This is a genomic window from Flavobacterium sp., assembly GCF_029242675.1.
GTDB lineage: Bacteria > Bacteroidota > Bacteroidia > Flavobacteriales > Flavobacteriaceae > Flavobacterium.
This window is the reverse complement of sequence record NZ_JAQWTM010000438.1, coordinates 1-21,531: the sequence shown is the minus strand read 5'-3', so window position 1 is coordinate 21,531 and position 21,531 is coordinate 1. Positions and strand designations below refer to the sequence as shown.

Genomic DNA, 21,531 nt, shown 5'->3' with positions numbered 1-21,531 from the left:
TAAAAAAACACAATTCCTTCATCATATCTTTCATCTTATTCCTATGAAAAAAATACTCTTTTTTTTACTATTAATTTCAACAGCTGCTTTTTCACAACAATTTGATAAAAAATGGAGTGAGGTTGTGGCAAACGAAAAGCTAGGCAAAATAAAAACTGCCAATGCCATTGTTAGTAAAATTTACAGCAAAGCAGTAAAACAGCATGACGAAGTAGCAATCATCAAATGCTTTTTCTATCGTTCCAAATTTAGGCAAGTGCTCGAAGAAAATGCGCAAAATAAAATCCTTACTGATTTAAATCAACAAATAAACACAACATCAGGGCCTACAAAAGCACTGCTGAATTTAATTTACTACAGCAGTTTACGAGATTATTACAACGAAAACCGCTATCTAATCCAGCGACGAACCAATTTAATATCAGATAGCGAGGATTTTTTAACTTGGACTGTCGCTGACTTTGAAACTAAAACACAACTTGCTATTGAGGCCACACTAGACGATGAAGCTGTGCTCAAGAATACCCCTTTAACTGCGTATGAAGCAATTTTTGATTTTTTTACCATTGAAAAATTTAAAACTGAAAACCTATACCACTACCTTTTAAAGGAAAACATACAATACTATACCTCCAAACTCAGTACTTGGGAATTCCAAAAAGACACCTTTGAATCTAGTAAATACCAGCTACTAGGAAAAACAGCTGCTTTTACTACTCTAAAACTCGATTTTATTGAAAATGCTAAACTTAAAAAGGTGCTGTCTTACTATCAAAAATTAGAAAAAGAAGAACCAACCTTCAAAAACATTCTCGATAGGCTGCAATTCTGTAATGCGTACTTGATTAAGTCAGATGAGGATTTGCTTAGTAGCTTAGCACAATTTAAAAAACAACTACAACAGCCAGCCGATATTCAAAGACTGAATTTAGAAATGGCTATTTTATATGCTCAAACCGCTTCCAAAGAAAAGCATCCGGAATACAATACAAAAGCAATGACGTTATTGGATAGCATCATTACCGCAAAAGATCACTCCAATACCTACAAAAGAGCCATTCAAAAAAAGGAAGAAATAGAAACCAAATCGGTAACCATTCAACTACAAAAACAACTTTACAATAACGAAAACGCGAGAGCATTTATTCGTCATCAAAACACGGATAATATCATTATTTCCTATTACAAGATATCAAACGCTATCGCAACCGATTTAGGCATTTACAGGTCAAATAGAGATAGTATTGTAACATCTATCAGAAAAAGCAACAAACCAATTGTCTCTAAAAAATATGATCTTCGAGATAAAAAAGATTATTTTGAGTATACTACTGAAGTACTTTTGCCACAATTAGAAACCGGAAATTACCTTGTTTATTTTGAAAGTGCTCTTAATGCGAATGAAACAAAAGGATTTGGATATGATAACATAACCATATCAAATTTATCTTTGCTAGCCAACACAAAGGAAAACACAGAATACTACACAGTTCTCGATCGAAAAACGGGAAAGCCTCTTGAAAATGTGACCATCACATCAATGGAGTTCAAACTTAAAACCAATGCTAAAGGTGTAGCCATATTTGAGAAATCAATTGAAAAAAACAACAACTACGGCTATACCTCGTTACAACTTAGCACCGCCACAGATACGCTTACTATTAATAAAAACTATTTAAACTCTGAGCGAGATTACGAAATAAACAAGTCTATAAATTTTGACGGAAAAGTAGAATTCTTCCAAGATCGCGCTATCTACCGTCCCGGTCAAACCGTTTACTACAAGGGAATCGCTGTTCAAAAAAAGGACAATCAAACTACCATTGTTCCTAAAACTACTTTTACAATAATTGTTGAAGACCCTAATGGCACCGAACTGAAAGAATTTAATGTAGTTACCAACGATTTCGGTTCTTTCTTTGGTGAATTTGTACTACCAACAACTGGTTTGACTGGGAATTTTACGATTCGAGCTGAAGAGCCCGACGAATATGAAAAAGACGCTATTTATGATGTAGACAAGGACGAGCATCCGTTTTGGGATAGAGTAGATTTCAATAATTCTACACTAGCATTTAAAGTAGAAGAATACAAGCGATCAAAATTTGAAATTAGTATCGACCAAATAAAAGAAACGGTTTTAGTGAACCAAACGATAAAAGCAATTGGGAAAGCAAATGCTTTTTCAGGCAGTACCATATCTAACGCTAAAGTAATCTACACCATTGAGAGAATGGTTTTTAATCCAATCGCCTATAGATACGGCAACCATGAAAATCCAGAAATTATTGCCTCTACAACCACTGAAACCGATGCCAACGGGAAATTTGATATTGAATTCATAGCGGTACCTTCAACTCAATCTAAAAAAGCAGATCAACCTATCTTTAGCTATTTTATCAAAGCTGATATTACTGATAGCAATGGCGAAACGCTTTCGCTTCGTACATTAATTGCCAAGGCAGGTTATCATGCATTAGAGTTAAAAGCAACTGTAGCTGCAAAAATAGAAACCGCAGATGCAAACGAGATCAAACTATCAAGTCAAAATTTAAACGGTCAATTTGTCCCAACTAAAGGACAAGTTAAGTTGTACTTACTTAAACCTACCAGTCCTACTTTCAAATCCAGAGTTTGGTCTTATCCTGATTATTCTACTATTTCAAGTACCGAATTTGCACGGTTATTCCCTTATGAAATAAACAATGATCCACAATTGGAGAAAGAGTTAGTCCCAACCTTATTATTTACAAAAAACGTGGACACTAAAACAGACAAAGCTATTCCGTTGGATTTCATCAAAAACTATCAGTCAGGGTCGTATAAAATTGTCTTCACAGCTGTAGATGAATTTAAAAATGAAGTAGAAGGCGTAACCGAATTCCAAATTCACCAATCAAAAGAAAAGACAACAACTAATGAGCTATTTACGCTCAAACAAATCAACAAAAACCCTAAAAAAGACGGTTTTGTTACCATTGAAATTCGTTCGGTAATCGATACATTACATATAAAGGCGGTTGCAAACTATGCCAGCGGCACTTTTTATGAAAATACGGTAACGGTACAAAATCACATTGCCACGGTTACCATTCCGGTGCGAAAAGAATTTGAGAATGAATTCAAAATTGGCTTCGAAACTATTTTCGAAAATCAATTATTTACAAACCAAATTGCCATTGCATTGGAATCCATTGAAACCAAATTGGACTTTGAAGTGGAAAGCTTCAGAAACAAATTAGAACCCGGAAACCTAGAAAACTGGTCTTTTAAACTCAATGCAACCAATACCCCAAAAGAGGCCGAAATCCTAACCTCTATGTACGATAGTTCCTTAGATCAATTTACAAAAACAGATTGGCGCGGTACCGAATTCCCCACCTATAATTACAATTATATTGAAAACAGAACGGCTTTGGGATTTGACGAGACTTATACGGATCTAGAATTCAATGACAGTAACTACACAGTATTTGATATCAAGGATGAATTAACTACACTCAAGTGGTTTGGCTTTAATATAAATGAATCTAATTATGAAAAGTCTAATCCTAACCCTAATAACCTTGGTGTCGATGACAATGTAATTTTTTCTGAATCTTTAAAAGGAGATCCTGACGCTGTGCTTTCATTTGCACCAAGCGCAAAAGTTGATCAAGTGAAATTTGTCAAACCAGTTACTGCTAAAGCAGAACAACTTAATGAAATAGTAACAGTAGGCTACGGAACTAAAAGTAAAAAAGCGCTAGCAGGAAGTGTAGCAGGTCTTCGTATTCGCGGTGCTAGTTCTGGGAACGGCTCTGCATCTATTTTATATATTGTTGATGGAGTTGAAACTTCGGCTGATGATGCTGGCAGGATAAATCCAACTGACATTCTATCGGTCGAAGTCTTGAAAGATGCAAAAGCGACTGCTCTTTACGGAAGCAAAGGTAAAAACGGAGTCATCCTAGTGACCACTAAAAAAGCGCTCGAAGCACTAACGCAGGTAAAAGCCCGAACGAACCTTGCAGAAACTGCCTTTTTCTATCCTGATTTAAAAACGGATAAGAACGGAAAACTGAGCTTTAGCTTTACTTCACCTGAAGCATTAACGGCTTGGAAATTACGTTTGCTTGCACACAATAAAAATGCAGTGAGTGGCTACTTAGAAAAAACAGTTATCACACAAAAGGAACTGATGGTAACTCCTAATTTTCCTCGTTTTCTACGTGAGAAAGACACAATAACTATAATTACTAAAATAGCAAATGCAACAACTACTGCTAAAACAGGCATTGTCATTTTACAACTTTTTGATGCTTCAACGATGCAATCGATCGATGCAAAAATGTTAAATATTAAAACCACTAAAAATTTTGCTGTTGGCGCCTTTGGCAATACCACCGCTAGTTGGCAAATAGTAATCCCCGAAGGTTTACAAGGAGTACAATACCGCGTTTTGGCAAAAGCGGGAAATGTTTCTGATGGAGAAGAGAATATCCTGCCTGTGCTTACCAATGCGATGCTGGTAACAGAAAGTATTCCGGTTTGGGTACGTGAAAACACTAAAAAGGAATACACTTTTGAAAACTTAAAAAACAATACCTCAACAACCTTACGCAATCACCAGTTTACTTTGGAATACACTTCAAATCCTACTTGGTTGGCATTGCAATCTCTTCCGTATTTACTGGAATACGAACATGAATGTGCTGAACAAACATTTGCACGTTTCTACGCCAATGCTTTAGCGACTACCATCATTAACAGCAATCCTAAAATAGCAACTGTATTTGAGGACTGGAGAAAAAACGGAAAATTAAATTCTAAATTAGAAGCAAATGAGGAACTAAAGTCGATTATTATAGCAGAAACTCCTTGGATAAACGATGCAAAATCAGAAGAGGAAAAGAAGCAAAAATTAGCGACTCTATTCGATCTAGATAAGATGAAACAAAGCCAAGATGCTACTTTTACTAAATTAAAACAAAAGCAAAAACCATCCGGTGCATTTAGTTGGTTTGACGGCGGCGAAGATAACGAATACATTACCAGACATATTGTTGCAGGTTTAGGCCATCTCGAAAAATTACAATCCGATACTCTCGCAAGTGCTACAATTAAAGCAATTACAAAGACAGCTGTGCCTTATCTCGACGCAAAGTTTTTGGACTATTACAAACGATCCCTTTCTAACCAAAATAAAAATGAGAAATTAGTTTGGATGAATCCGAATTCAGGACTGCATTATCTATACGCCCGCTCTTTCCAACTAAAGGCATACCCGCTATCAGACAGTTTAAAGAAAGTCACAACGGTATTCCTTACTAATATTAAAGAAAATTGGTTAGACTATTCCTTGTACGAAAAAGGAATGGCAGCTTTGGCACTGAATCGCTACGGAGAAGCAACTGCTGCTAAAAAAATTATCGAGAATCTCAAAGAAACTGCTTCTAGTAATGAAGATTGGGGCATTTATTGGATTGCCAATAATGCGGGTTGGTATTGGTATCAAGCACCTATCGAAACGCAAGCTTTGCTGATAGAGGCTTTTGCTGAAGTTAGCGCTGATAACAAATCAGTTGATGCAATGAAGGTGTGGCTCTTAAAAAACAAACAGACGAAAAATTGGCCTACCACGAAAGCTACCACCGAAGCGGTCTATGCCTTATTGTTGCAAGGCAGGGATTGGCTGAGCGTAAAAGACAATACAGTTATAAAGATAGGTGATGAAAAAATCCTAATTAAAAAACTATCCGCTGCAGTAAAGGAAGCAGAAACGGGTTACATCAAAATCAATTGGAAAGGGGACGAAATCAAGAAAGAAATGGCTTCTATTACAATCGACAATAAAAGTAAGGTTCCGGGATTTGGTGGGATTTATTAGCAATATTTTGAGGACTTAGATAAAATAAAGAACAATTCGGCTACTGGTTTATCGGTTCAAAAAGAGCTCTATTTTAAAACCACCACAACTAAAGAAGCAGTTTTAGAAAAGATCAGTACAAAAAAGTCCTTAAAAATAGGCGATTTAGTAACTGTGCGCCTAATTATTAAAGCTACCGAAAACATGGAATTTGTGCATTTAAAAGACATGAGAGCCTCTTGTTTTGAACCTGTTGATGTTTTATCGGGTTACGAATACACATCTGATTTAGGATTTTACAAAAGCACTCGAGATGCGGCTACGCATTTCTTTTTTGACCAAATTAATAAAGGTACCTATGTTTTAGAATATGATATTCGAGTAAACAATTTAGGGGACTTCTCCAACGGAATCACGACCATACAAAGTATATATGCTCCTGAATTCTCTAGTCACACGCAAGGCATACGAGTACATGTAAAAGAATAAATACAACGAAGTAAACCATAAAAAAATCCGCTTCAAGAGAATTGAAGCGGATTTTATATTTATTGTGATTGACTAATTAGTCGTTCAGCATTTTCCAAAGTTTGTCTTTTAACTCCGTCAACCCAATTTGAGCTACTGAGGAAATAAACATATACGGAACCTCTTTGAATGACACATCCAACTCGGCTTTAAGTTCTGCTCTTAATTCATCATCAAGCATGTCAATTTTAGAAATCACTAGTAAACGTTCTTTATCCAACATTTCAGGATTGTACTTCGTTAGCTCGTTTACTAAAATATCATACTCACCTTTAATATCTGGTGTATCAACAGGAACTAGGAATAGTAAAGTCGAGTTTCTCTCGATATGTCTCAAGAAATAGTGTCCTAATCCTTTTCCTTCGGCAGCACCTTCGATAATTCCAGGAATATCCGCAATTACAAACGATTGATAATCTCTGTATGCTACAATTCCTAAGTTAGGTTTCAAAGTTGTAAACGGATAATCAGCAATTTTTGGCTTAGCCGAAGTCAATACAGATAGTAAAGTTGATTTCCCTGCATTAGGAAAACCTACTAAACCTACATCAGCCAAAACTTTAAGTTCTAGAATAACGTCCATCTCGACACCCGGTAATCCCGGTTGTGAGTAACGAGGCGTTTGGTTAGTCGAACTTCTAAAATGCCAGTTTCCTAAACCACCTTTACCTCCTCTTGAAAGTACTTGCTTCTCTCCATCCTCAGTAATTTCGAATAAGATCTCGCCTGTTTCTTTGTCTTTTACTACCGTTCCTAATGGTACTTCGATAAATTTATCATCACCATCGGCTCCTGTACTTCTATCACCACTACCATCACCACCATTTCCGGCTTTGATATGACGTGCAAATTTTAAGTGAAACAAAGTCCAAAGCCCTTTGTTACCTACAAGAAAAACGTGTCCTCCACGACCTCCATCTCCTCCATCAGGACCTCCTTTTTCAATAAATTTTTCTCTGTGTAAGTGCGTAGATCCTTTTCCTCCTTTACCGGATGAAACAAATATTTTTACATAATCTACGAAATTCCCTTCTGTCATAACTCTTTATTTAATTGTAATAATCCCTCGCTAATCGCCTACTACTTTTTGCAATTCGGCTGTAAACACTGATTATCATTTCTATCTTTGATTATAGCTTGGCAAATGCCTACTAGTAATCAAGTTGTATTCCTTATACTTTTAATTTCGTAGTGATTTCACAATCACTTTATCAATTTTGACACCATCCATATCGATAACTTCTAACTCAAAGTGATTCCAAACTAGTTTTTCACCTTGTTTTGGAATATGCGATAATTCAGTCATTATTAATCCACTAACTGTTGTAACATCGTAATCATTTATCAAATCATCTAACTCAAAATAGGTTAAAAAATCGTGTAATGAATAATGACCATCTACTAACCAGCTACCGTCTTCACGTTCCACTAACTGAAAATCATCTTTATAAAACTCAGCAGCATCACCCACTAAAGCTTCTAAAATATCATTAAGTGTAATAACTCCTTGAAAACTTCCGTACTCATCAGCGACAAATGCATAATGAATACCGGTTTTTTTAAATTGCTCTAAAGCCGTGTAAGCCGTAGTATGCTCCATTAAAAACGGCGCATCTGATGTGATATTTTTTAAACTAAAATCAGGGTTGTCGATCGTTGCAAAAATATTTTTTAGGTTCGCTACGCCAACAATATCATCATAATTTTTATTGTAAACGGGATAAATCGAATGCAGCTCTTCCAGCATCGATTCTTTTACCGCTTGCTTATTAGCGCCAACTTCTAAAAACACTACTGACTTACGATGTGTCATTAAGGAGTTTATTTTTCGATCGCCAATATGAAAAACACGTTCTACGATATCTTGTTCAATCTCTTGTACTTCACCGCCTTCAGTTCCTTCTTTGATAATGGCTTTAATTTCCTCTTCGGTTACTTTGCCGTCAGCCGAAGGGCGTATTTGTAATACCTTCAAAAGGAATTCCGTTGAGTGTGTCAATAACCAAATAAAAGGAGCTGTTACTATTGAAACAACCTTCATAGGCATCGCCACCGCTTTAGCAATAGCTTCTGGATGATTCAACCCAATACGTTTAGGCAATAGTTCCCCTAAAACCAAAGAGAAAAAAGTCAAAATCACAACTACTACACCTACAGCAATAGTGGGTGCATAGGGTTTTAAGATTTCAAACGAGCTAACAAACAATTGCACATCCGTCGTGATTTTATCACCACTATAAATACCGGTTAAAATACCAATTAGGGTAATCCCTATTTGCACTGCCGATAAAAACTTGTTTGGCGAATTAGCCAACTCTAAAGCAACTTGCGCACTTTTATTTCCTTTTTTTGCTGCGGATTCTAGTCTGGTTTTTCGGGCTGAGATCAACGCGATTTCAGACATCGAAAAGAGTCCGTTTAGTAAAATCAGAAAAAGTATGATTAGTATTTCCATATTTTTTTTAGCCCAGATGGAAGCAAAAAGTGCGAAACTTGTAAAACTTTATTTTTCTCGATAAAAAAGAGCGACCAACGGAAGCTCCTTTTTTATAATAGAAAAATAGTTTTACGAGCGAGAACTTGTCGCGTACAGCTGGAAATTGCTTCTTATAAATTATCAATAACTGCGCTCAAACGAAGGGTAATTTCGTCGATAGACCCAATGCCGTTTACCGCATGAAACTTTCCTTGCTCTTTGTAATACCCCATTAAAGGAGCTGTTTTTTCATTGTATTCTTGGTAACGATTTCTGATTTTCTCTTCGTCTTGATCGTCTGGTCTGCCCGATGTTTTTCCGCGATCTAGTAATCGTGCTACTAGGATCTCATCATCAGCTTCTAAGGCGATTGTTGCCGTAATACTTTGTTCTTTTGATTCTAAAAACACATCTAGCGCTTGGGCTTGAGAAAGCGTTCTTGGAAAACCGTCGAATAAAAAACCTGCTGAATCTGGATTATTATCAACCTCAGCTTGTAGCATTTTAATGGTTACATCATCCGGAACTAACTCCCCTTCATTCATGAATGTTTGCGCTAGTTTCCCTAAATCGGTTCCATTTTTAATGTTGTATCTAAAAATATCTCCAGTAGAAAGATGTGTTAGATTGTATTTTCCTTTTAAAAATTCGGCCTGAGTTCCTTTTCCTGCTCCTGGTTTCCCAAATAAAACAATGTTAATCATAATGTTGTTGCGTAGTTATAATTGTAGTTATTCTTTTAGTTTGTATACTTCGGGTAAGTTGCGTCCTAGACCATCGTAGTCTAGACCAAATCCTACGATAAATTTATTGGGAATACGGATCCCTACATAATCAATTGGAAAGTCTTTTTTGTACGCTTCAGGCTTAAAAAAAAGTGTAGCTACTTTTAATTGCTTCACGTTTTGCTTGCTAAATATATGGTGTAATTCTTCGATCGTATTTCCTGTGTCTACGATGTCCTCGATAATCACCACTGACCTACCTTCAAGATCTTGATTGATTCCAATAAGTTGCTTTACATCATTAGTGGAACTAGTACCTTCATACGAAGCCATTTTCACAAAGCTTAGTTCACAATTTCCTTTATAATTTTTCATAAAATCAGAAACAACCATAAAAGAACCGTTTAGTACACCAATAAAAACGGGTACTTCATCTTTAAAATCAGCCTCAACTTGTGCGGTCATTTTTGCTATTGCATGACCAATTTCCTCACTAGAAAGAAATGGAACAAATTGTTTATCGTGTAGTTGAATCATTATTTTTGTGTTTAAAATAATGCGCAAAGATAGGGATTTCAAAATTTAGAATTCAGAATAAAAATCATAAGAATAGACTTCCAATGAAAATAAAAGGTATTTTTACTTCAATATGAATGAGGAGCTTTATAAAAAGATAGCAAATAGCAGTGCGTATCGTGCAAGTCGAGATGAGAATGCAAATGAAATTTTAAGTAATCCTCATTTATTCTGTGATTTAGTAGCCATAGCTTTAAACACCTCTGATGCGCATCACTTTAAGGCTTGCTGGATTATGGAAATTGTTTTAGAACAACAATTGTTTTTACTAACTGGCTTTTTAAACACCTTTTGCGATCAACTGCCCCATTATAATAACGAAAGTGCGTTGCGCTCGATTTCTAAGATTTGTTTATTTATAAGTCAGCATCTTGCTCTAAGTCCTCAACAAGAGGAACAAATTACCGAATCTTCCCTGGACTGGCTCATTGACGAAAAAAGAAAAGTAGCCACTAAGGCCTACGCTATTCGAACCTTATTTGAATTAGGCAAAACAAGAAAATGGATTTATCCTGAATTAAAACGAATTTTAACTGACGATTATGGTAAATATTCTGCTGGGTACCAAGCAGTCGCAAAGGAAATCGTCAAGAAAATAAAATAGCGTTTTCGCATTTGATACAGAAAAAGTATCTTTACACGCAACAAACAACTACACAATGAATTATTTTTCTTCTGATTTCAAACTAGGAATTTTAGGAGGTGGACAATTAGGTAAAATGCTCCTATTTGAAACCCGAAAATTCGATATCCAAACCTACGTTTTAGACCCAAGCGACGAGGCTCCTTCAAGAATGGCTTGCAACCAATTTTACAAAGGCGACTTAATGGACTTTGAAACAGTTTACCAATTCGGAAAAATGGTTGATGTATTAACCATCGAAATTGAATTAGTTAATCTAGAGGCTCTGGAAAAATTAGAAAGTGAGGGTTTAAAAGTATATCCATCACCAAAAACCTTAAAAGCCATTCAGAACAAAGGGAAGCAAAAGGATTTTTATGTTGAAAATAACATCCCTACTTCAAAACACCTTCGTTTTGTAGATTTAGCCGACTTGAAAATGGCGTTAGAAAAAGAAGAGCTTGAAATGCCATTTGTATGGAAGTGTGCCGAATTTGGTTATGATGGAAACGGTGTGAAAATTGTACGATCGACGCTTGATCTAATTAACTTACCTGATGTAGAATGTATTGCCGAGGACATGGTTCCTTTTAAAAACGAGCTAGCGGTAATTGTTTGTCGCAATCCATCGGGCGAAATTAAAACCTATCCTGTGGTCGAAATGGAATTTCATCCTGAGGCCAATCAAGTAGAATATGTAATTTGTCCCGCTCGAATCGATACTCAAGTAGCCGAAAAAGCAAGAGCGATCGCCTTGACTGTTTCAGAGCAATTTAATCATGTTGGTCTCCTTGCCGTCGAAATGTTCCAAACGGAAGATAACGAGATATTAGTGAACGAAGTAGCTCCTCGCCCACACAACTCCGGTCATTACTCGATAGAAGCTAGTTATACCTCCCAATTTGAGAATCACATTCGCGCCGTTTTAAATCTCCCTCTTGGAAATACAGATAGTAAGGTGGCAGGAATCATGGTAAACCTAGTGGGTGAAGATGGGTTTACTGGAAATGTAATCTATAAAAATATTGAAACTATACTGGGATGGAATGGTGTAACACCCCATATTTATGGTAAAAAACAAACTCGCCCTTTTAGAAAAATGGGACATGTTACGATTGTAAATGAAGACATGGCTACAGCTCGAAAAATTGCTGAAAATGTTAAGAATACTATTCGAGTAATCGCTTAAATAAATTGAATAATTACAAGATTCAACCTTTAAATAATAAAAAATGAAAGTAGCCGTAATCATGGGAAGCATCTCTGATATGCCAGTCATGCAAGATGCCATCACTATATTAAAAGAATTCGGAATCGAAACAGAGGTTGACATTGTCTCTGCACATAGAACTCCTGAAAAACTATTTGATTTTAGTCAAAATGCACATACTCGCGGAATCGCAGTTGTGATTGCTGGTGCTGGTGGTGCTGCACATTTACCGGGAATGGTCGCTTCGATGTCACCGTTACCTGTAATAGGTGTGCCTGTGAAATCGAGCAATTCAATTGATGGATGGGATTCGGTTTTATCAATACTTCAAATGCCTGGTGGTGTTCCAGTTGCAACGGTGGCCTTAAATGGCGCCAAAAATGCAGGGATATTGGCTGCTCAGATTATAGGTTCGTCTGACAAAGTGGTTTTAGATAAAATTATAGCTTACAAACTAGGACTGAAAGAAACAGTGCTTTTGGCTTCGGAAAGTCTGCATAAAAAATAGTATTGCTTTAGCTGAGATTCACAGAGATTCACTAAAAATTCTCAACATAGATTACAAAACATATCGTAAAAAATTATTTCGCAGAGTTGCACAGAGACAGCACAGAGCTGCGCTAAAAAGCACTGTGAGCCTCTGCGATTGCTTTGAGTGTCTTTGCGTTATTTCTATTGGTATATTGTAAATAGCTCTGCGCAACAAAAACTAATCTTCTTCCTCGATTTCTTCCAATACCGCTTCATATTCAGATGCGATAATATCATCATTGTTGATCCAATTTTCAGAAGTAACTAAACTGTAGCTCACATTATCAGTCGTATTTAATTCCCAAATAATGGCTGCTGCATTGGGAAACGGAATATTCTGTGTCATTTGGTCGTCGAATAAGCGCTTGATCAAATTACGGTCAGATAAGCCGTTATTCAATAATTTCAAAACATTTTCGGCTGTTAATTCTTTTGGCTCACCATCTACTGGAGTCATTGCAAAATGAACAACCGAGGCTTTTGCATTGGGAAATTTACCATTGTACGCTTTAAAAAGTAATTGATTAATATGAAACAATCGGCCTTGCATGTGAATTTCAGGATACTCCTCACATACTTTATCAATTAGCATATTATGAGATATCTGCTCGATTTGTCCTTCATTCAACTCTTCTCCTAACTTATAATCCAATACTATTGCAGCTGCTTCGTGTGGTTCATAATCAGAGATTGCCATGCCTAATAATTCTGGTAAATTCTTCACCTCAGCAGTAGCCGCATCAGGAAAATTAAATCGTTCACATAACTGAATTAAGTCTTCGGTAGACCAATATCCTTCCACTTCATTTACGGTATCAATTCTTTTTATTGCTATTTTGTAATTCATTTTTATCTTTTGTGTTAGTAAATAAACGCTTCTTGTTCTATTTCGAAGCTTTGTTACAAGGTAGTTAATTCGACTGTCTATTTACTACGATTTTTGTTAAGTTTAACAGTAATGAGGTGGTAACTACCACTTGCTTTTTTAATTAATTCTTACCTTTGCAAGGATAACTATTTATTCTATTTAATGATTATTAAGAACAATATAATGACTGTACTTACTCAAAAATTTACCACAAAATACGATACTGCCCCTTTTTCACAAATAAAAAACGAAGACTACCTTCCTGCTCTAAAAGAAGGAATAGCTTTGGCAAAAGCTGAAATTGACGCTATTGCAAATAATCCCGAACAGCCGACCTTCGAAAACACCATCGTTGCAATGGATTTCGCTGGTGACATCTTAGATCGTGCTTCAAGTATTTTCTTTAATTTGAACTCGGCCGAGACCAATGACGAAATGCAGAAAATCGCTCAAGAGATTTCTCCGTTATTATCAGAATTCGGGAATGATATCACGCTAAACCCAACTTTGTTCGCACGTGTAAAAGCGGTTTATGATTCGAAAGATTCACTTGCACTTACTCCAGAGCAAGCCACTTTATTGGACAAAAAATACAAAGGTTTTTCTCGAAATGGAGCTAACTTACCAGAGGACAAAAAAGACCAATTACGTGCGATTGACAAAGAATTATCGAAATTAAGCTTGCAGTTTGGCGAAAATATTTTGGCTGAGACCAATGCTTTCGAAATGCATTTAACCGACGAAAAGGATTTGGCTGGACTACCTGAAGGAACTATCGAAGCCGCGCGCTCTTTGGCGAAGGCCCAAGAAAAAGAGGGTTGGATTTTCACCTTAGATCATCCAAGCTACGTTCCGTTTATGACGTATGCAGACAATCGTGAATTGCGTAAAAAATTGGCCATTGCGTTTGGCGCAAGAGGTTTTCAAAATAACGAATTTGATAATCAAGAAATTGTTTTGAAGATTGCTAAACTTCGTTTTGATAGAGCGCAATTATTAGGTTATGCGACCCATGCTCATTTTGTATTGGAAGAACGTATGGCGCAAACTCCAGAAAAAGTACTTGCTTTTTCCAATGACATGCTAGCCAAAGCCAAACCGGCGGCCTTGAAAGAATTTGAAGAGTTGACGGCTTTCGCCAAAAAACAAGACGGAATCGAACAACTAGAAAAATGGGACGGTGGTTATTATGCCGAGAAATTAAAACAACAACTTTTTAATTTGGATGACGAAAAATTGAAGCCTTATTTCCAGTTGGAAAAAGTATTGAATGGTGCTTTTACAATCGCTGATAAATTATACGGTTTGACTTTTACCGAAGTATTTGACATTGACAAATACCATCCTGAGGTAATGACCTACGAAGTTACCGATGAGAAAAAAGATTTAGTTGCCATTTTCTACGCTGATTTTTTCCCACGAAAAGGAAAACGTAACGGTGCTTGGATGACTTCGTTTAAATCGCAATATGTAAAAAACGGAATCAACGAAAGACCACATGTATCTAACGTTTGTAATTTCACTAAACCAACCGAAACCAAACCATCGTTATTGACATTTAATGAAGTGACGACATTGTTTCATGAATTTGGACATGGTTTACACGGAATGTTAGCCAACACCATTTACCCAAGTTTATCAGGAACATCCGTTTTCTGGGACTTTGTAGAGTTGCCTAGTCAGGTGATGGAAAACTGGTGTTACGAGCCAGAAGCTTTGGCTTTGTTCGCAACGCACTACCAAACTGGCGAAGTGATCCCGCAAGAATATGTGGATAAAATCAAAGAAAGTGCTAGTTTCCACGAAGGATTAGCAACGATGCGACAATTAAGTTTTGGCTTTTTAGATATGGGATGGCACGGACAAGACCCTACGGGAATCACGTCTGTGAAAGCATTCGAAAAAGAGCAATTTGAATCTACTAGATTATACCCAGAGGTTGCCGAAAACGCTATGAGCACTGCTTTCTCACATATTTTTCAAGGTGGTTATTCATCAGGATATTATAGCTATAAATGGGCAGAAGTATTAGATGCTGACGCTTTTGAATTGTTCCAAGAAAAAAGTATTTTCAATAGAGAAGTAGCTACCAAATTCAAAGATAATGTACTTTCAAAAGGAGGAACAGAACCACCAATGGAATTGTACAAACGCTTTAGAGGACAAGAACCGAAACCTGATGCTTTACTGAATAGAGCGGGACTATTGTAAACTTTAAAAGCATTTTTTTTACCATTAAGAGATTATGATAATTAAGCAACAACTGCTTAACTAAACTTAATTTCTTAATGGTTTTTTATTTTCTGTAGGTTTACGTAAAGTACTTCAAGCTATTTTTTCATCAGGATATTACAGCTATAAATAGGCAGAAGTATTAGATGCTGATGCATTTTAATTTTTCCAAGAAAAAGGAATTTTCAACAGAGAAGTCGCTACTAAATTCAAAGATAACGTACTTTCACAAGGAGGAACAGAACCCACCAATAGAATTGCACAAACGCTTTAGAGGAAAAATACCGAAGCCTGATGATTCATTTAAAAGAGCTGGACTGTTTTAAACTTTAAAAGCTTTTTTTTACCATTAAGAGATTATGATAATTAAGCAACAACTGCTTAACTAAACTTAATTTCTTAATGGTTTTTTTAGACACCAAAAGTTTATTAATTAACTTTCATTTATTTTTGAAAGTTTAAAAACTTTAGCTTACATTTGTACTATGGAATTCAAAGAAGCAAAAAATAAGTTCGTTCAAACTTGGGGGGCACTAGGATCGCAATGGGGAATTAATAAAACCATGGCTCAGATTCACGCTCTTTTAATGGTTTCAGCAGAACCGGTTTCGATGGAAGACGTGATGGAAGAATTGCAAATTTCCCGCGGGAATGCCAGCATGAACTTACGCGCTTTGATGGATTGGGGAATTGTTTACAAAGAATACAAAGCAGGAGAACGTAGAGAGTTTTTTACCGCTGAAAAAGACTTAGACGAATTAGCCGTAAAAATTGCAAGAGAACGCAGCAAGAGAGAAATCAAACCTGCCTTGAAAGTTTTAAAAGAAGTCTCGTCTATAAGTGCGAATCAAACAGCAGAAGAAAAGCACTTTGTAGATCAAACTACTAAGTTGTATGATTTCGTTTTAAAAGCCGATAATGTTTTAGACAAAATCACTGAATACAAAGACAATTGGCTGACTAAACTAGTTGTGAAATTCATGAAGTAATAATAAAAAAATTTAACCTAAACTTTCATTTTTTTATGAAAGTTTAAAAATATCTAACATTATGAACTATAGCTTTTTATTTAAACATTGGGGGACAACTTTACTATTGGGACCTCTCGCTTCTCAAATAATTAATCGTCTATTCATCTTAAATCCTCATCAACTTGTTAGTTTATTTGAATTTTATCCAATATCACTACTATTCAGTCTCATACTCTCAACACCCACGTATATCATTTACGGATTAGTTTACTACCAATTAGGAATACATCAGGTAAAAACAAGAGATTCAAAAGTAATTTTAATAATGGCATCAACTTTAGGCGTTATTTTAACAACTGTAATTCTAAACGGAAGCATGAGCGAGGACATTGCACTATCTTATTCGGTATCTACAATAATAGCTGGCCTATCTTTTAAACTAAAATTAACTTAAAATGAAAACTCTACCCAACCACACCCTACTTTACGATGAAGATTGCCCAATGTGCAACATGTACACTACAGGTTTTATCAAAACAAACATGTTAGATAATCAAGGTAGAAAGCCATTTGTAAATATTACAACCGAAGAAGAAAACTATATTGATATACATAGAGCCAAAAATGAAATAGCCTTAGTTGACACACAAAACAAAAGAGTTTACTACGGTATTGAAAGTCTCTTAAAAGTAATCGGGAATTCTTTTCCTTGGATGGAGAAAATAGGCAACTGGAAACCCATAAATTACTTTTTAAAAAAGTTGTACAAATTCATCTCTTACAACCGAAAAGTAATAGTGCCTAGCAAACCGAAAGTCGGTGACCAAATCAATTGCATTCCAGATTTTAATACAAAGTACCGTTTGTTTTATATTGCATTTGCTACCTTTTTTACGGCTTTAGTTTTATTTCAATACGCAGAATTGATTGTGTTTTTACCAAAAGCTACTTTCGTTAGAGAAATCCTTTTTGCAATAGGTCAAATAGGTTTTCAAGCGCATTTTATTCGAAAAATAGACAAACAAAAACAATGGAATTACATTGGGAATTTTGTCACCGTTTCCATAATAGGAAGTTTACTTTTGCTACCGATACTATTCTTAAACAGCTATTATAATTTAAATGAATATTTTATTTTAGCTTGGTTTGGATTGACCGTAAACTTTATGATCTATGAACATTATAGAAGAATCAACTTACTCGAATTACCTAAATATTTAACCCTAACATGGATTTTGTATCGAATACTGGCTTTGGTAATCATATTAAACTTTTAATTTTAACATCATGAAAAAAATAATCATAGCAGCAGGAACAGGATTTTTAGGTCAAGTTCTGGTAAATCATTTCGAAAATAAATTCGACGAAATTATCATTCTAACACGCGAACAAAACAGCGTAAGCGGTAAAGTTAAATTTGTCAATTGGGATGCCAAAACTTTGGCAGGATGGGGAACAATATTAGAAAATGCCGATGTACTAATCAACCTTGCAGGAAAATCGGTGGATTGCCGCTATACCGAAAAGAACAAAAAGGAAATATTACTTTCACGTATACAAAGCACCAAAGTCCTCAATAAAGCCGTACTTGCTTGTAGAAATCCGCCAAAACACTGGTTGAACTCATCAACCTCAACTATTTATCGGTTTTCATTAGACAAACAAATGAGTGAGGAAAATGGAGAAATCGGCAATGACTTTTCAATGAATGTTGCACAATCTTGGGAAAAATCATTTTTTAAAACTGAAACGCCAAACACATTAAAAACTGCTTTGCGCACCTCAATCGTTTTGGGTAGAAATGGCGGTGCTTTTATTCCATTAAAACGATTGACACAATTAGGACTGGGAGGAAAACAGGGAAAAGAAAATCAATTCATTAGTTGGATTCATGCCGAAGATTTTGCCAGAGCCATTGATTTCATTATCGAAAAACAAATGACAGGCGTAATCAACATCGTTTCACCTCAACCGATTTCAAATCAAGATTTCATGGCAACTTTAAGAAAACAATTGAACGTTTTCATTGGTCTCCCAACACCTGAATTTCTTTTAACAATTGGAGCTAAACTCATTGGAACCGAACCTGAATTGGTTTTAAAAAGCAGAAATGTGATTCCGACTCGACTTTTAGAAAACGGATTTGTTTTTGAACATAAAACATTAGATACGGCTTTAAAAAACCTTACAAAATGACAACGAATACAACTAACAACATATATTAATGCGCCGATTCAAATCGTATTTAATCATGCTCGCAATATTGACACGCACCAACAATCAGCAAGCAAAACTAATGAGGTTGCCATAGCAGGGACAACACATGGCTTAATCAATAAAGGAGAAACCGTTACCTGGCGAGGGAAGCATTTTGGCTTCTTTCTAAAACATCAAAGCATCATATCCCAAATGGAGCTGTACTCCTATTTTGTAGACGAAAAATTAAAAGGTCATTTTAAAACCTTCAAGCACCAGCATTTCTTCGAAGAAATTAATGGACAAACTATAATGAAAGATGTAATGGAATATGAAACGCCGTATGGGATCTTCGGGCAAATATTTGATAGTATAGCTTTAAAAAAACATTTGACTAATTTCCTTTTGCAGAGAAATTCATATCTGAAGGTAGTTTCTGAAAACCAATAGAATTATGAATCAAAAAAACACTAACAGCAACCACCAAAAAATCGGAATACTTTCGACCCAAAAAGAAGTGTAATATTTTGACCGTTTCTCATTGGCAAAAACCAAAAACAAAGCAAGTACCAGCACCAACACAGCATTGACAATTAACTGCTCTTGTATAAAATGATGCTTTAAAAATTCTAAAAGATAAAACGGAATTAAAAGTAGTAGACCAACCATTTTAGTGTTCTTCACCCCTATTTGCTGTGGTACAGTCTGCAAATGCGGATCATCATTGGACAAATCAATGATCTCAAAAACAAGGATAAGATTAAAAACTAAGATAAATCTTTGGATACATTTTAAGTAATAATCGGCTTCAAGTGGAACCCCTGCATTTATCAGCGGCAGCACGAGCGTTACTCCCACCCAGCACAAAGCCACTATGTAAATTTTCACTCCGGCCCAATTCCGGGCGTTTTTCCTATTTGGGAAAGCGGGTAATGTATACAAAAGCGTCAAAGTCAAAAAAACAAGAGACACAATTTGCGTATGAAGCTGCAATTGAAAAAAATAATAACCTACGCCAAATAACGAAAACAAACTAAGAATCGCAATTAACTTTAACTCCGTTCGCATCTGGTTTTTTTTGGCTCTAGCCAAAGCATCATATTTTACAAAATTATATCCTACAATAGTACCCAAAAAAGCAAAATTAGCCATAGGTGCATCTTCAGAAATGTTGAACATAAAATGCGTCATTCGTACCAGTGCATAGACCGATAAAGCCACGTGAATACTACTTCTGAGATAAAAATCAACTATTTTTTTAAAACTAACCATTAAACAAATTTAGTCAATTGTGAATAAACATACTTATTAGTTGATAAATTGATAAAAAATCACAACTAAAACGGGAATTAAATTATTATTAATACTTATTTTTGTGCCACTTAAAAAACACAACTTTAGTATACTTACATGAAAACAGACTCATTTGCTTTAAGACACTTAGGACCAAGGGAAAACGATTTGCCAAAAATGTTGGAAACCATAGGTGTTGAAACTTTAGATCAGTTAATATACGAAACTATTCCTACTGATATCCGTTTAAAAGATCTTTTGGAATTGGAGCACATTATGACCGAGTACGAATATGCGAACCACATTAGGTTGTTAGGTCGTACTAATAAAGTGTACAAATCATATATTGGTTTAGGGTATCACCCAACAATAGTTCCTCCTGCGATTCAAAGAAATATTTTTGAAAACCCAGGTTGGTACACTGCTTACACGCCTTACCAAGCTGAAATTGCTCAAGGTCGTCTTGAAGCGATTTTAAATTTCCAAACGATGGTTATCGAATTAACCGGAATGGAAATCGCTAATGCTTCGTTACTTGACGAAAGTACAGCTGCTGCTGAAGCTATGGCCTTGTTATTTGATGTTCGTTCAAGAGATCAGAAAAAAAATAATGTATGTAAGTTTTTCGTTTCCGAAGAAATTTTACCACAAACATTATCTGTTTTACAAACGCGTTCTACTCCAATTGGTGTGGAATTAGTTTTTGGAAATCACCAAGAATTTGATTTTTAAACCGATTTTTTTGGAGCAATACTGCAATATCCAGGAAAGTACGGTCAAGTATACGATTACGCTGATTTCATTAAAAAAGCAGCAGATAGCGAGATAAAAGTAGCTGTTGCGGCTGATATTTTATCATTAGTTAAACTAACGCCTCCAGGAGAAATGGGCGCTGCAGTAGTAGTGGGGACAACACAACGTTTTGGTATTCCAATGGGTTACGGTGGACCACACGCGGCCTACTTTGCTACTAAAGAGGAATATAAGCGTTCTATGCCAGGACGAATCATTGGTGTATCGCAAGATGCTGATGGAAATCGCGCCTTACGTATGGCATTGCAAACACGTGAGCAACACATTAAACGTGAAAAAGCAACATCTAATATCTGCACTGCTCAAGTATTATTGTCAGTAATGGCAGGAATGTTTGCTGTTTATCATGGACCAAAAGGGTTGCAATATATCGCTGACAAAGTGCACGGAATGGCATCTACTTTAGCAAATGCCTTAAATAAATTAGGAGTATACCAAACCAATACCGCTTTCTTTGACACGATTGTTGTTAAGGCCGATGCGCAGAAAGTAAAAGCAATTGCAGAAGGTAAAGAAGTAAATTTCTTTTACATTGATAACGATACCATCTCGATTTCATTGAATGAAACGATTTTGTTTAGCGATGTCAATGAAGTGATTGCCATTTTTGCAGAAGCAGTAGGAAAAGAAGCATTTGAAGTT

The 21,531-nt window shown here is 35.9% G+C and carries 17 protein-coding genes and 1 pseudogene; 12 read left to right on the top strand and 6 right to left on the bottom strand.

Annotation, left to right across the window (positions count from 1 at the left end; all coding sequences use genetic code 11):
- Window positions 1–43 precede the first annotated feature (43 nt).
- Together P8M54_RS15960 and P8M54_RS15955 are read left to right on the top strand one after the other, a co-directional pair.
- Window positions 44–5,869, top strand: a complete 5,826-nt coding sequence (locus P8M54_RS15960) for an MG2 domain-containing protein (protein ID WP_300289033.1) — start codon at window positions 44–46, stop codon at window positions 5,867–5,869.
- Between the two features lie 24 nt (window positions 5,870–5,893).
- On the top strand, window positions 5,894–6,337 hold the full coding sequence (locus P8M54_RS15955; RefSeq protein ID WP_300289047.1) for a hypothetical protein: 444 nt from the start codon (window positions 5,894–5,896) through the stop codon (window positions 6,335–6,337).
- A 76-nt stretch (window positions 6,338–6,413) separates the two neighbouring features.
- Here P8M54_RS15955 and obgE read toward each other — a convergent pair whose 3' ends face one another.
- From obgE to hpt, 4 genes are all read right to left on the bottom strand, one after another.
- Window positions 6,414–7,415 (bottom strand): GTPase ObgE, encoded by a 1,002-nt coding sequence (obgE, locus tag P8M54_RS15950; RefSeq protein WP_300289031.1) that lies wholly within the window; start codon window positions 7,413–7,415, stop codon window positions 6,414–6,416.
- Window positions 7,416–7,556: 141 nt separating this feature from the next.
- Window positions 7,557–8,831 (bottom strand): hemolysin family protein, encoded by a 1,275-nt coding sequence (locus tag P8M54_RS15945; RefSeq protein ID WP_300289030.1) that lies wholly within the window; start codon window positions 8,829–8,831, stop codon window positions 7,557–7,559.
- A gap of 152 nt (window positions 8,832–8,983) precedes the next feature.
- Entirely contained in the window at window positions 8,984–9,556 is a 573-nt protein-coding gene (locus tag P8M54_RS15940; RefSeq protein ID WP_300289029.1) for an adenylate kinase, read from the bottom strand.
- 27 nt (window positions 9,557–9,583) lie between these two features.
- On the bottom strand, window positions 9,584–10,114 hold the full coding sequence (gene hpt, locus P8M54_RS15935) for a hypoxanthine phosphoribosyltransferase (protein WP_300289028.1): 531 nt from the start codon (window positions 10,112–10,114) through the stop codon (window positions 9,584–9,586).
- A gap of 112 nt (window positions 10,115–10,226) precedes the next feature.
- On the opposite strand from hpt, the gene P8M54_RS15930 reads away from it, so the two are divergent.
- From P8M54_RS15930 to purE, 3 genes are read left to right on the top strand one after another with little or no spacing between them, the layout of a single operon-like run.
- Window positions 10,227–10,757, top strand: coding sequence for a hypothetical protein (locus tag P8M54_RS15930; protein ID WP_300289027.1), 531 nt, complete (start codon window positions 10,227–10,229; stop codon window positions 10,755–10,757).
- A 55-nt stretch (window positions 10,758–10,812) separates the two neighbouring features.
- Window positions 10,813–11,964, top strand: coding sequence for a 5-(carboxyamino)imidazole ribonucleotide synthase (locus tag P8M54_RS15925; RefSeq protein WP_300289026.1), 1,152 nt, complete (start codon window positions 10,813–10,815; stop codon window positions 11,962–11,964).
- A 43-nt stretch (window positions 11,965–12,007) separates the two neighbouring features.
- Window positions 12,008–12,493: a 5-(carboxyamino)imidazole ribonucleotide mutase gene (purE, locus tag P8M54_RS15920; protein ID WP_300289024.1), complete on the top strand. Its 486-nt coding sequence runs from the start codon at window positions 12,008–12,010 to the stop codon at window positions 12,491–12,493.
- Window positions 12,494–12,694: 201 nt separating this feature from the next.
- On the opposite strand, the gene P8M54_RS15915 is transcribed toward purE, so the two are convergent.
- Window positions 12,695–13,363, bottom strand: coding sequence for a hypothetical protein (locus P8M54_RS15915; RefSeq protein WP_300289023.1), 669 nt, complete (start codon window positions 13,361–13,363; stop codon window positions 12,695–12,697).
- Window positions 13,364–13,567: 204 nt separating this feature from the next.
- Here P8M54_RS15915 and P8M54_RS15910 point away from each other — a divergent pair, with 204 nt between their 5' ends.
- The 6 genes from P8M54_RS15910 to P8M54_RS15885 all read left to right on the top strand — a co-directional run bounded on the left by P8M54_RS15910 (window position 13,568) and on the right by P8M54_RS15885 (window position 19,233).
- Window positions 13,568–15,595, top strand: coding sequence for a M3 family metallopeptidase (locus P8M54_RS15910; RefSeq protein WP_300289022.1), 2,028 nt, complete (start codon window positions 13,568–13,570; stop codon window positions 15,593–15,595).
- A 506-nt stretch (window positions 15,596–16,101) separates the two neighbouring features.
- Entirely contained in the window at window positions 16,102–16,605 is a 504-nt protein-coding gene (locus P8M54_RS15905) for a MarR family transcriptional regulator (RefSeq protein ID WP_300289021.1), read from the top strand.
- A 307-nt stretch (window positions 16,606–16,912) separates the two neighbouring features.
- Entirely contained in the window at window positions 16,913–17,041 is a 129-nt protein-coding gene (locus P8M54_RS15900; protein WP_300289020.1) for a hypothetical protein, read from the top strand.
- A 1-nt stretch (window position 17,042) separates the two neighbouring features.
- Entirely contained in the window at window positions 17,043–17,864 is an 822-nt protein-coding gene (locus P8M54_RS15895; RefSeq protein WP_300289019.1) for a DCC1-like thiol-disulfide oxidoreductase family protein, read from the top strand.
- 10 nt (window positions 17,865–17,874) lie between these two features.
- Window positions 17,875–18,783 carry a TIGR01777 family oxidoreductase gene (locus tag P8M54_RS15890; RefSeq protein WP_300289017.1) on the top strand — a complete coding sequence of 303 codons (909 nt, stop codon included), beginning with the start codon at window positions 17,875–17,877 and terminating at the stop codon, window positions 18,781–18,783.
- A gap of 213 nt (window positions 18,784–18,996) precedes the next feature.
- On the top strand, window positions 18,997–19,233 hold the full coding sequence (locus P8M54_RS15885; RefSeq protein WP_300289016.1) for a hypothetical protein: 237 nt from the start codon (window positions 18,997–18,999) through the stop codon (window positions 19,231–19,233).
- A 9-nt stretch (window positions 19,234–19,242) separates the two neighbouring features.
- On the opposite strand, the gene P8M54_RS15880 is transcribed toward P8M54_RS15885, so the two are convergent.
- Window positions 19,243–20,055 carry a hypothetical protein gene (locus P8M54_RS15880; RefSeq protein WP_300289015.1) on the bottom strand — a complete coding sequence of 271 codons (813 nt, stop codon included), beginning with the start codon at window positions 20,053–20,055 and terminating at the stop codon, window positions 19,243–19,245.
- A gap of 138 nt (window positions 20,056–20,193) precedes the next feature.
- Here P8M54_RS15880 and P8M54_RS15875 point away from each other — a divergent pair.
- Window positions 20,194–21,531, top strand: a pseudogene (locus P8M54_RS15875) (glycine dehydrogenase (aminomethyl-transferring)); the annotation flags it as partial.

What these genes read in the sequence shown, in the direction of transcription:
- P8M54_RS15960 (WP_300289033.1), top strand. Translation starts at nt 44, where the DNA reads ATGAAAAAAATACTCTTTTTTTTACTATTAATTTCAACAGCTGCTTTT.
- P8M54_RS15885 (WP_300289016.1), top strand. Translation starts at nt 18,997, where the DNA reads ATGGAGCTGTACTCCTATTTTGTAGACGAAAAATTAAAAGGTCATTTT.
- hpt (WP_300289028.1), bottom strand. Translation starts at nt 10,114, where the DNA reads ATGATTCAACTACACGATAAACAATTTGTTCCATTTCTTTCTAGTGAG.
- P8M54_RS15940 (WP_300289029.1), bottom strand. Translation starts at nt 9,556, where the DNA reads ATGATTAACATTGTTTTATTTGGGAAACCAGGAGCAGGAAAAGGAACT.
- P8M54_RS15880 (WP_300289015.1), bottom strand. Translation starts at nt 20,055, where the DNA reads ATGGTTAGTTTTAAAAAAATAGTTGATTTTTATCTCAGAAGTAGTATT.
- P8M54_RS15945 (WP_300289030.1), bottom strand. Translation starts at nt 8,831, where the DNA reads ATGGAAATACTAATCATACTTTTTCTGATTTTACTAAACGGACTCTTT.
- P8M54_RS15925 (WP_300289026.1), top strand. Translation starts at nt 10,813, where the DNA reads ATGAATTATTTTTCTTCTGATTTCAAACTAGGAATTTTAGGAGGTGGA.
- P8M54_RS15890 (WP_300289017.1), top strand. Translation starts at nt 17,875, where the DNA reads ATGAAAAAAATAATCATAGCAGCAGGAACAGGATTTTTAGGTCAAGTT.
- P8M54_RS15930 (WP_300289027.1), top strand. Translation starts at nt 10,227, where the DNA reads ATGAATGAGGAGCTTTATAAAAAGATAGCAAATAGCAGTGCGTATCGT.
- P8M54_RS15895 (WP_300289019.1), top strand. Translation starts at nt 17,043, where the DNA reads ATGAAAACTCTACCCAACCACACCCTACTTTACGATGAAGATTGCCCA.
- obgE (WP_300289031.1), bottom strand. Translation starts at nt 7,415, where the DNA reads ATGACAGAAGGGAATTTCGTAGATTATGTAAAAATATTTGTTTCATCC.
- P8M54_RS15900 (WP_300289020.1), top strand. Translation starts at nt 16,913, where the DNA reads ATGGCATCAACTTTAGGCGTTATTTTAACAACTGTAATTCTAAACGGA.
- P8M54_RS15915 (WP_300289023.1), bottom strand. Translation starts at nt 13,363, where the DNA reads ATGAATTACAAAATAGCAATAAAAAGAATTGATACCGTAAATGAAGTG.
- P8M54_RS15910 (WP_300289022.1), top strand. Translation starts at nt 13,568, where the DNA reads ATGACTGTACTTACTCAAAAATTTACCACAAAATACGATACTGCCCCT.
- P8M54_RS15905 (WP_300289021.1), top strand. Translation starts at nt 16,102, where the DNA reads ATGGAATTCAAAGAAGCAAAAAATAAGTTCGTTCAAACTTGGGGGGCA.
- purE (WP_300289024.1), top strand. Translation starts at nt 12,008, where the DNA reads ATGAAAGTAGCCGTAATCATGGGAAGCATCTCTGATATGCCAGTCATG.